Annotated in this window: 7 protein-coding genes; 2 read left to right on the top strand and 5 right to left on the bottom strand. The window is 74.2% G+C overall.

The genetic code is table 11. From position 1 onward, the window contains the following. Window positions 1-42: 42 nt before the first annotated feature. The 5 genes from AC0CYZ_RS13585 to AC0CYZ_RS13565 all read right to left on the bottom strand — a co-directional run bounded on the left by AC0CYZ_RS13585 (window position 43) and on the right by AC0CYZ_RS13565 (window position 7,861). Window positions 43-1,473: a wax ester/triacylglycerol synthase domain-containing protein gene (locus AC0CYZ_RS13585; RefSeq protein WP_472216136.1), complete on the bottom strand. Its 1,431-nt coding sequence runs from the start codon at window positions 1,471-1,473 to the stop codon at window positions 43-45. Then, window positions 1,470-2,912, bottom strand: coding sequence for a 1-acylglycerol-3-phosphate O-acyltransferase (locus AC0CYZ_RS13580; protein WP_472216134.1), 1,443 nt, complete (start codon window positions 2,910-2,912; stop codon window positions 1,470-1,472). The genes AC0CYZ_RS13585 and AC0CYZ_RS13580 overlap by 4 nt, the downstream gene beginning before the upstream one ends. Then, window positions 2,909-5,209: a glycerol-3-phosphate 1-O-acyltransferase gene (locus tag AC0CYZ_RS13575; protein WP_472216132.1), complete on the bottom strand. Its 2,301-nt coding sequence runs from the start codon at window positions 5,207-5,209 to the stop codon at window positions 2,909-2,911. The genes AC0CYZ_RS13580 and AC0CYZ_RS13575 overlap by 4 nt, the downstream gene beginning before the upstream one ends. Before the next feature lie 4 nt (window positions 5,210-5,213). Beyond that, complete coding sequence (locus tag AC0CYZ_RS13570) at window positions 5,214-6,767, bottom strand: acyl-CoA synthetase (RefSeq protein ID WP_472216130.1); 1,554 nt, start codon at window positions 6,765-6,767, stop codon at window positions 5,214-5,216. 65 nt (window positions 6,768-6,832) lie between these two features. After that, window positions 6,833-7,861: a helix-turn-helix domain-containing protein gene (locus AC0CYZ_RS13565; protein ID WP_472216128.1), complete on the bottom strand. Its 1,029-nt coding sequence runs from the start codon at window positions 7,859-7,861 to the stop codon at window positions 6,833-6,835. 194 nt (window positions 7,862-8,055) lie between these two features. Between AC0CYZ_RS13565 and AC0CYZ_RS13560 the strand changes: the two genes are divergently transcribed. After that, complete coding sequence (locus tag AC0CYZ_RS13560) at window positions 8,056-10,188, top strand: molybdopterin-containing oxidoreductase family protein (protein ID WP_472216125.1); 2,133 nt, start codon at window positions 8,056-8,058, stop codon at window positions 10,186-10,188. A gap of 2 nt (window positions 10,189-10,190) precedes the next feature. Then, window positions 10,191-10,598 (top strand): CBS domain-containing protein, encoded by a 408-nt coding sequence (locus AC0CYZ_RS13555; RefSeq protein WP_472216123.1) that lies wholly within the window; start codon window positions 10,191-10,193, stop codon window positions 10,596-10,598. The last annotated feature ends 345 nt before the right edge of the window (window positions 10,599-10,943 follow it).

Here is a 10,943-nt window from a genome sequence, read left to right as displayed (position 1 = left end):
GTGCCGTTGCTGGCACGGGGGCCGAGGGGGGTGGGCCGGACCTCAGGCGCGCAGCACCGGCGGCGCCGCGTCACCCCCGAGCGCCAGTACCTCGGCGAACCCGTCCACGAGGCACTGCGCGAACAGGTCCCGGTCGGTGATCGCGGCCGGGTCGATGTTCGCGCCGACGCAGCACGTGTCGCCGTGGGTGAGCATCGTGATCATCGCGGCGCACCCGGGCCGGGGCGCGTAGGGGTACATCCGCTCCACCTGGGCGCCGGCGAGGTAGACCTCCTCGCGGATGCCCGGCACGTTCGACGCCTGCAGGTCGTTGCCCTTGGTCACCCCGCCGGCCACGGCCGCGATCACCGGTCCGGGCAGGCGGGCGAGCAGCGGCGACAGCAGCCCGACGTCGTCCGCCGCCGGCTCCGCGCGACCGCGGGCGACGTCGGCGGCCACCTGCGCCATCCGGACCGCGGGGTCCTTCTCACCGATCCGGCCCGCGAGGCGCAGCGAGGCGATCTTGTTGCCCCCGCTCTCGTCCCCGGCCTCCCGCACGGACACCGGGATCGCCATCCGGATCTCCTCCGCCGGCACCCCCTGGGCCTCGTGGTAGCGCCGGAACGCGCCGAGCAGGGCGGCGACGTAGGCGTCGTTGATCGAGCCGCCCGCGGCCCTCGCGGCGGCCCGCAACGGCGCGAACGGCAGGTCGACCGCCACGAACCGCCAGTCCGGCCCCCTGGTCGCGAGCAGCGGGGAGGCGGCCGCGCCCGGATCGCCGATCACCCGGATCGCCGACAGCCCGAACGCCACCGCGTCGCGGGCCTTCCCGATCGGGTCGCGCAGCGCCGCACCCGCGGCGCGCAGGACGTGGGTCGGGACCGACGCGAGTGCCTCGGCGTCGTGGCGGATCTGTCGCCCGAGGGCCGACCACGGTCCCGGTCCGGGGTCCTCGGCCGGGTCCGGCGCCGGCGGCTGCGGCTTGTCCGGGTCGGTCTCGCGTCGGCGGTTGAGCAGCCCCGAGAACAGCGCCACGCTGCCGAGCCCGTCGGTGGTGACGTGGTGCAGCTTCAGCAGGTAGGCCGCCTTCCCGTCCGGCAGCCCCTCGATCAGCAACGCCTCCCACGGCGGACGGTGCCGGTCGAACGGCGACGTGGCGAGGCGCTCGGCGGCGGCGAGCACTTCGGGCCAGCCGTCCCCCTCGGCCAGCGAGAAGCGGTGGAGGTGGCGGGAGAGGTCGAAGTCGGGGTCCCGCGCCCACACCGGGGTCCCGAGCCCGAGCGGCGGCTCCACGACCCGGTCGCGGAACCGCGGCACCATCCGCGTCGCCCAGTCGTGCGCCGCCACCAGACGCGGCCAGTCCGGCGCCCGATCGAGCAGCGCGCACGCCACCATCGTCGAGCGCAGCGCGGGGTCGGCCTCCGCGCGCCACATCATCGTCTCGAACGGCGACATCTCGTCGGCGTCGGTCCAGGCCAGCCCGGTCTCCGTCACGGCCGGACCGCCTCCTTCTCCTCGGCGAGCCCGAGCGTCTCCAGGAACAGCCCGCGGACGTGCGCGACGTGGTCGCCGAGGGTCTCGACGGTCCAGTCGTCGGTCTCGATCGGCGGGTGCACGATCACCCGCACCGTGCCCGGCCGCACCATCTGGTCGTAGCGCCACATCAGTTCGCCGGCGTTCTCCAGCACGATGGGCACCATCGGCACGCCGGCCTGCATCGCGATGTGGAAGGCGCCCTTCTTGAAGGGGCCGGGCCGCGGCGTCACCGAGCGGGTGCCCTCCGGCGCCATGAGCAGGGACGTCCCGCGGCGGACGCGGTCCACGGCGGGTTGCAGCGCGTCGCGCGCCTGACGGGTGTTGCCGCGCTCGACGAACGCGACGTCGGCGAACGCGAAGAGCTGCCCGAACAGCGGGATCTGCTTGGCCTCGGCCTTGGCGACGCCGGTGAAGTCGTGACGCAGCAGGGCCATCGCGACGATCGGGTCGAGCTTGCTCTGGTGGTTGAAGACGAAGACCGCGGGACGTCGCGACCAGAGGTGCTCGGCCCCGTCCACCTCGATCCGGACGCCCGCCACGCCCAGCGCGAACTCCGAGCCGAGCGAGCCGGCCAGGTTGATCACGCGGCGTCGCGAGCCGTGCAGCAGGCCCGCCCCGGCGGCCGCCGCCGTCGCCGTCGTGAACCCGCCGTAGAAGCCGAGGGTGCCGCCGATGGCCTCCAGCGGCGGGACGGCGCCGCGGGGCGCGACGGGCAGGTCGGGGCGCACCCCGTCCGGCTCGCCGACCACCGTCGAGTGGCCGACGAGGTCGAGGACCGCGCGTTCGGCGGCGGGACCGTAGGCGAAGGCCGCGCCGAGGTCGACGTCGTGCGCGTCCGCCCACGCCGCCACCGCGTCGGCGGCCGCCGGCCCGGCGCACACCGGGGAGGCGATCCCCCCGACCCGGTCGCCGTCGTCGTCGGTGGGGACGACGGAGACCCGGGTCGCGACGACGTCGTCGGCGCCCAGTTCCGCGGCGAGCGGGTCGACCTCGGCGCGGGTGGCGCGCGAGACGAGCACGACGCGGTGCCCGCGCCGGGCGTGCGCGACGGCGAGGCGCCACACCTCGGGGTGCAGCCAGGAGGCGGTGGTGGACCGGAACGTCTGCCGACCCTCCTCGGCGACCTCGTCCACCGAGCGCCCCCGCCGCGAGCGGACGACGCGCTCGACGTCGGCGACGCTCACCTCGCCCGGCCCCGCCACCCCGTCGCGGACCTCCCGCGCGAAGCGGTCCCACAGCGAGGTGGACGGCACCAGCGGGGCGAGCGGGCAGCCGGCGAGCAGACCGCCGTCGACGACGACGAAGGCGGCCACCGCCGGCCCGGGCTCCGCGGCGTCGATGCGCTCGACGAACCGGGCCTGCGCGGACGGGGGCGAGCTCGTGGTCGGGCCGGTCATGCCAGCAGCTCCTCGGTCAGGCGGTCCTCGATGCGGGCCAGCTCGACGAGCCGCTCACGCACCTCGGCGATCTCGTCGCGGAACGCGGCCCGGCCCGCCGTCGGGTCCGACCCGGCGTCGAGCAGGCCCCGGTTGTCGGCCAGGTCGAGCGCGGCGGTGTAGAGCTCGAGGGACACCGAGTCCGGGCGCGCGACGCGGCCCTGGCGCAGCATCTGGCGCCCGAGGCCCAGGCACTCCTGCGCGAGGGCCTTCGCGTCGGTCACCGGCGCCGACCCGAGCGCCACCAGCTTCGTCGCCACCACCCACTGCGCGTCGACGAACGAGCGCAGCGTCCGGGGCGCGACGAGGAAGCGGGTCCGCTCCAGCAGCGCCGCAGCTGCGTCCGGATCCGTCACGCGGTCGCGCCAGTCCGGATCGACCAGCGTCGTCTCGGCCGCGATGTCGTCGGAGAAGCGCCGCTTCGAGGGGAAGAAGAACTCGAACTTCAGCAGGTCGCGCAGCCGCAGCGCGTCCTGCCACGCGACGTCCACCGGGTCGCTGCCCGCCGGGGCGCGGGACGCGGCGAGCAGCGCGAGCTCCACGATCGCCCGGTCGACGAAGTGGTGGATCGCGCCGTTGCGGTAGAACGCGGCGACCCGGTGGCGGCCCTCGCGGATCGACCACACCGTCTCGTCGCCGCCGTCGTAGCGCTCGACGACCTCCCCGGTGACCAGCCGCTCGAGCGCCCGGGAGATCCCGTCGCCGGTGAGGTCCTCGCGGGGACCCGGCCGGCCCAGCCGGTCGAGGTGGTCGAGCAGCGGCTCGGTCGACACCCGGATCTGCTCGAGCGTGAGCGCCCGCCCACCGGTCCCGAGCAGCGCGAACGTGACCAGCGCCGTCGGGGTCGCCGGGGTGGCGCGGTTGATCCCGTCGCAGATCGTGAAGGCGACCTTCTCGAGCCGTGCGCGTCCCTCCCCCGCCTCGGCCAGCGCCTCCGCGAGCGAGAACGGCTCGCCGAAGCGGACTCGGGCGGTGCCGTGGTTGCGGGCCTGCCCGCGGACATAGCGCGCGAGCCAGCCCAGCCCCTCGGCGGACTTCCCCGCCCCGCCCTGCTCGGCAGCCATCGCGTCGAGCTCGTAGAGCCGGTCGTAGACGATCGAGGTGGGCACGAGCTGTACGTCGGACGCGCGGCCGTCGTCCAGGGCCCGCGCCAGGTAGGCGAGCAGCCCCAGCTGGGGGCTGCGCAGCTTGCCGGTGCGCGAGCGACCGCCCTCGATGTACCACTCGAGGTTGAACCGCTTCGAGACCAGGTGCGCGATGTACTCCCGCAGCGCCAGCTTGTAGACCGGGTCGTCACCCGAGCTCCGCCGGATGAACACGATCCCGGCCCGCTTGCCCAGCGGCCCGATCGGCCAGAACGACATGTTGTTGCCGCCGAGCACGGTGTTGCGCGGCAGGTCGTTCTCGCGCAGCACCTCGGCGAGTACCAGCGGGTCGGCGTAGGAACGGTGCGTCGGCAGGAACACCAGCGGGGCGGTGCGGGACAGCCGGCGCAGCGGCTCGACCGTCTCGGTGTCGACCGACACGTCCCAGGCGGGGGCGTGCATCGGGGCGAGCGCCGTGCGGAACGCGTCGATCGCGAGGGGGCTCTGCACCGCGGCGAGGTCCCCGAGGCGGGCCCGCATGTCCTCGAGCACGTCGTCGAAGGACCGGTCGTGCTCGGCGGCGAGCTCCCGCAGCCGGTCGCGCACGCGGGTCGACGCCACGATCTGCTCGACCACCAGCCGCGGGACGGTGTAGTGGTCGCCGATCAGCGCCCGCTCGGCCCGCTCGCAGGCGAGCACGCCCGCGCGCTGGACGAAGGCGGGCAGCTGCTCCTCGCGGGCCTCGTCGTCGTGGCGGCGCTGCAGGTCGGCGACCGTCGCCGGCTCGCCCTCGACGATCCGCACCCGGTCCGGGACCTTCCGCGCGAGGCGGCGCTGCCAGAAGCCCGGCGGGCGCCGGTGGCCGAGCAGCGCGACGAGGTCCGAGGCCTTCGGCTTCTCCGGCGGCGCGCCGGTGCCGTCGGCCCACTCCGCGGCGCGGGTCGGGGGCAGCCACGTGACGCGCACCGGGACCACCGTCGTCGTCGGGCGGGCCCGCGCGAGGGCCGCCTCGAGGGCCGCCTCGTCGAGGCAGACCGGCGCCCCGGGATGGTTCCGGGCGGCCCAGTCGGTCAGGAGCTCCCGCTCGGTCGTGGTCCGGGCGGAGGCGAGCACGACGACGTCCGCGTCGCCCGCCGTCCGGTCCGTGGTGGCTTCGTCGACACCCACGGCCATGGCCCTACACCCCCGCGCTCTCGACGTACCGCCGGCGCAGCTCGCCCTTGACCAGCTTCCCGGTGGCGGTGCGCGGGAGCGCGTCGGTGAAGTCGACGCTGCGCGGTGCCTTGTACCGGGCGATCGAGTCCCTGACGTGCTCGACGAGCTCCGCGGCGAGCGCCTCGGTGCCCTCGTGGCCCGCCGCGAGCTGGACGACGGCCTTCACCTGCTCCCCCATCTCCTCGTCGGGAACGCCGATGACCGCCACGTCGTACACCGCGGGGTGCATCGCCATGGCGTTCTCGATCTCCTGGGGATAGATGTTCACCCCACCCGAAATGATCATGAAGGCCTTCCGATCGGTGAGGTAGAGGTAGCCGTCCTCGTCGAGGTAGCCGACGTCGCCGGTGGTGGTCCAGTTCCCGTGCTCCGGGTGCGCGGCCTCGCGGGTCCGCTCCGGGTCGTGGTGGTACTCGAACGGCCGCTCGGGGCGCTCGAAGTAGATCGTGCCGATCTCGCCGGTGGCGAGCTCGCGCCCGCCGTCGTCGGCGTCGCAGACGTGGACGACGCCGAGCGTGGCCTGTCCGACCGAGCCCGGGTGATCGAACCACTCCTGCGGGGAGATCAGGGTGATGCCGTTGGCCTCGGTGGAGGAGTAGTACTCCCAGAGCACGGGGCCCCACCAGTCCATCATCGCGGCCTTGACCTCCACCGGGCACGGCGCGGCGGCGTGGATCGCCACCCGCATCGAGGACACGTCGTGGGCCGCCCGGACGGACTCGTCGAGCTTGAGCATCCGCACGAACATCGTCGGCACCCACTGGGAGTGCGTGACGCGGTGCTCGGCGATGACGCGCAGTGACTCCCGCGCGTCGAACCCCGCGGTGAGCACGAGCGTCCCGCCGCTCGCGAGGACCAGCCCGCCGAAGCGCAGCGGGGCGGCGTGGTAGGTCGGGGCGGGCGAGTAGTAGACGGTGTGCTCGTCGAAGCCGAACAGCGGGCCGAAGACCGCCCGCATGGTGTCCCCGGGCTCGTCGACCTGGCGCGCGGGCAGCGCGGGCTGGATGCCCTTGGGGCGCCCGGTCGTGCCCGAGGAGTAGAGCATGTCGACCCCCGCGGGCTGGTCGGCCGGCTCCTGCGCACTCGCGGCGGCGAGCGCGTCCTCGTACGAGTCGTGGCCCGCGACCGGGCCGCCGTACGCGAGCCGGCGGCGGACCCCCGGGGTGGTCGCCACGAGGGCCTCGGCGAGCCCGGCGACGTCGGCGGAGACGATCAGCACCTCGGCGCCGCAGTCGTCGACGATGTAGGCGGCCTCCGGCGCGGAGAGGTGGTGGTTGACCGCGGTGATGTAGAGCCCGGAGCGCACCGCGGCCCAGTAGGTGACGAACACGTCCGGGCCGTTGGTCGCGATCAGCGCGACGTGGCCGCCGCGGGTCAGCCCCTCCTCGTCGCGCAGCACGTGCGCCAGCCGGATCGAGCGGTCCTCGAGCTCGGCGTAGGTGAGCGACTCGCCGGTGTCGGCCATGACGACGGCGGGCTTGTCCGGTGTCGTCCTCGCGTGCGTTCCGGGATACACGGCGGTGGGTCCTCCCGTCCGAGGGCGGCACGATCACCGGGAACGTTACCCACGCCACAGCGTCCTCACGTGGTCGGCGAGGGACCGGTCCCGGGGCTCCCGAGTCCGGCGCGGCGCCGGTAGCTGCCCGGCGGCTCGTGGAACTCGACCTTGAAGCGGCGGCTGAACGACGCCAGGTCGGAGAACCCGCACGAGTGGGCGATCTCGGTGAGGCTGCGCCCGGCGTCGCGCGGATCCAGCAGGCGCCGCCGCGCGTGCTCGAGCCGACGCCGCCGGATCAGGGCGCCCACCGTCGTGTCCGCGTCCGCGAACACCCGGTGCAGCGCGCGGACCGAGATGAAGTGGGCGCGGGCGATGTCCTCGGGGGAGAGGCCGGGGTCCTCGAGGTGCTCAGCGACGTAGGAATCGACCCGCCGGCGGAGATCGGCCGCGCTCCCGGGGGACAGGACGTCCCCGCGACGCAGCGACTCCCCGATCGCGGTCCCGAGCAGCGCGGCGAGCTGCCCCGCCAGCCGGCCGCCGCCGGCGTCGGTCAGTGCGGGCGGCGTCAGCGCCGTCTCGGCGAGGGTGTGCCCGACGATGGCGCCGAGCCGGTCCCCGCCGAGGGTCCGGGCCGTGGCCGCGCGGGTCACGTCGGCGCCGAGGGCGACCAGTTCGCGCGGCCAGGTCAGCACCAGCAGCGTCCAGGGCCCGTCGAAGTGCCAGGCGAACGGCCGGTCGGTCTCGTAGACCGCGAACGCGCCGCGGCCGAGCACCGCCTCCCGGCCGTCCTGCTCGAGCACCGCCCTCCCCTCCGCGACCATCCCGACCTGCAGGTACGCATGACCGTCGCTGCGGGCCAGGCCCGGCGTGCGGCGGGCACTCTGGGGCGCCGAGCTGACGACCGCGGCGGAGAGGTGGCCGACGAGGGTGCTCCGCACCCGGCTCGGGAAGGGGTCACCGCGCTCGACGTCGTCGACGTCGAGCGCGACGAAGTGCTCGCGGAGCATGTCGCACCAGGGCTCGAGGCCCTCGGTCTCCCCCGCGGCGCTGCGGTTCGCGTACTCGGGCCCCGTGTCCGGGAACGGCCCGACGGGGTGCGGGTCTCGGGTCACCGGCGGACTCCGGGGTCAAGGGGAGGAGATCGACCGACGCTAGGGCGGCCCCGGGGCCCCGTCAACGGCCCGTGAGCGGCATCTGGCGCTCTGCGACAAGCCTGCCGCCGACCGCTCGACCGAGGATCCGAGCCACGCACCCGCGGTCGAGGACGACCACTCCGGCGGACCACCACTCCGGCGAGGAGCCACCCGTGACGACGATCGACGTCCCGCTCACCCCCACCACCACGACCGTGCGCGGCGCCTGCCCGCACGACTGCCCGGACACCTGCGCGATGCTCGTGACCGTCGAGGACGGGCGCGCCACGAAGGTCGCCGGCGACCCGGAGCACCCGTTCACCCGCGGCGGGCTCTGCGTCAAGGTCAACAACTACCCGGAGAAGACCTACAGCCCCGACCGCCTGCTGCACCCTCTCCGCCGGACGGGTCCCAAGGGCAGCGGCCGGTTCGAGGAGATTTCCTGGGACGAGGCCATCGACACCATCGCCACGACGTTCCGGGCGAAGATCGCCGAGCACGGCGCCGAGACGGTCATGCCGGTCAGCTACCTCGGCAACCAGGGGGTGCTCAACGGACTCACGGTCGGCGACGCCTTCTTCAACCGCCTCGGCGCGACGATCACCGAGCGGACCTACTGCGACTCCGGTGCCTGCACCGCCTACGCCTCGACGGTCGGCGCGACGGCGGGTGTCGACCCGGAGAGCCTGGTGCACTCGCGCTTAATCATCATCTGGGCGTCGAACACGATCTCGACCAATCTGCACCTGTGGCCGGTCATTGCCGAGGCCCAGAAGCGGGGGGCGAAGGTCGTGTGCATCGACCCGATGCGCCACCGCACCGCGCAGCGGGCCGACTGGTACATCCCGATCCGGCCCGGCACCGACGGCGCGCTCGCGCTGGCGATGATGCACGTGATCATCGGCGAGGGCCTGCACGACGAGGCGTACGTCCGCGACCACACCGTGGGCTTCGACGAGCTCGCCGAGCGGGTGGCGCAGTACACGCCCGAGTGGGCGTCGGAGGAGACCGGCATCCCGGCCGAGGACATCCGGACCCTGGCGCGCGAGTACGCCACGACCGACCCGGCGATGATCCGCATCGGCGTGGCCATCGAGCGGCACGCGGGCGGCGGGCAGACGGTGCGCTCGATCGCCTGCCTGCCCGCCCTCGTCGGGGCCTGGCGCCACGTCGGGGGCGGCCTGCTGCAGCTCCCGCTGTGGGCGCACCCGGTGAACTGGCCGGCCTTCGTCCACCCCGAGATGGCCACCCCGGGCACGCGCGTGGTCAACCAGTTCCTGCTCGGCCGCGCGCTGACCGGGGAGCTGCCCCTCGACCCGCCGGTCACGGCACTGATGGTCTACAACTCGAACCCGATGGTCGTCTCCCCCGAGCAGGACAAGATCGCGCAGGGGCTGGCCCGCGAGGACCTGTTCACCGTGGTCAGCGACCACTTCCTCACCGACACCGCGCGCTACGCCGACATCGTGCTGCCCGCGACCACCGCACTCGAGCAGCACGACATCATGTTCAGCTGGGGACACTTCTACGTCACGCTCAACGTCCCGGCGGTGGAGCCCGAGGGCGAGTCGATCCCCAACACCGAGCTGTTCCGCCGACTCGCCGCGGCGATGGGGTTCGAGGACGAGTACTTCACGCTCTCCGACTCCCAGCTCCTCGCGCAGGCCTACGACTGGTCGGCTCCGGCGATGGAGGGCATCACGGTGGACTCGCTGCGCGAGACCGGGTGGGCGCGGCTGAACCTGCCGGGCGCGGACGAGTACGCCCCCCACGTGGACGGGGGCTTCCCGACGCCGTCGGGGAAGACCGAGTTCAGGTCGTCGGCCCTGGAGGCGGCCGGGAACTTCGTCGTGCCGCTCTTCCGGCAGCTGTCCGAGGAGTTCCAGCCCGGCGGGACGGTCGACCCGCTGCCGCACTACGTCGCGCCGCGCGAGCGGGGCGAGGTCTACCCGCTGAACCTGCTCTCGCCGAAGTCGCACGCCTACATCAACTCGAGCGCGGGCGACCAGGCCATGCAGAAGCGGGTCCAGGGCGAGCAGACGGTGACCATCCATCCGGCGGACGCGCAGGCCCGCGGGGTGGACGAGGGTCGCTACGTGGAGGTCTCGAACGACCGCGGCCGCTTCGTCGCGCTCGCGCGCGTCTCCGAGGACGTCGCGCCGGGCGTGGTGGTCTGTCCCATGGGATCGTGGCCGAAGAACGCGAAGGAGGGCCGCACCGTGAACTCCGTGAGCCCGTTCGTCTTCGCCGACCTCGGGAACGCTCCGACCTTCTCGGACACCCGCGTCGAGGTCACCCCGGTCTAGCCGTGGACACCGTCGCGCACGCCCACCTGCGGACCCCGAAGGTCCACGGACCCGACGTGTCCGTGGGTGCGGCGCGCGCGTTCTTCACCGACGGCCACGTGCACGCACTGTTGCTGGTCGAGGCCGGCGTGCTCGTGGCGGTCGTCGAGCGCGACGACCTCGACGGCGTTCCCGACGGCGAGCGGGCGCGGACCGTCGGGACGCTCGACCACCGGGTCGCGGGGCCGGCGGACGACCTCGAGGCGACGCGCCGGGCGATGGCGGCGCGGGGGCAGCGCCGCCTCGCCGTGGTCGACGAGCACGGCGTGCTGCTGGGGCTCCTCTGCCTCAAGCGCCACGGCCGCGGGTTCTGCTCGGCGGCCGACGTCGCGGCGCGCGAGGCGGACCGCGCCCGCACCCAGGCCGGCTGATCGTCGATCCCCCGTCGGCGCGCGAGTGACCGACGTCACGTCGACCGCCGCTCGGTCGGGCGAACAGCCCTACTCGCAGGGCCGTTCGGAGCAGTGTAGTCGTCGTGACCTGACGGTGATCTGTCCGGATCCAGCACTCCTCGTCCCCCTGACGGGTCACGGGGAGGGGCTCGTCCGGCGGAACTCCGCCGGACGTGGCGCATCCCTGCGCCCCGGGCGTCGTTGACCCGGCGAAACCCCGACGGGCGCAGTGGTGGCCCGTCCTTGCTCCCCGCCCTTGCAGTTGGAGGTTGTCCGTGTCCCTCTCCGCACGCTCGCGTGTCCTGGCGATCGGCGTGCTCGCCG

Source organism: Actinomycetospora sp. (assembly GCF_055612215.1).
Note: the sequence above shows the minus strand (reverse complement) of the source record. Positions and strands in the feature narration are given on the sequence as shown.

What these genes read in the sequence shown, in the direction of transcription:
- AC0CYZ_RS13580 (WP_472216134.1), bottom strand. Translation starts at nt 2,912, where the DNA reads ATGACCGGCCCGACCACGAGCTCGCCCCCGTCCGCGCAGGCCCGGTTC.
- AC0CYZ_RS13575 (WP_472216132.1), bottom strand. Translation starts at nt 5,209, where the DNA reads ATGGCCGTGGGTGTCGACGAAGCCACCACGGACCGGACGGCGGGCGAC.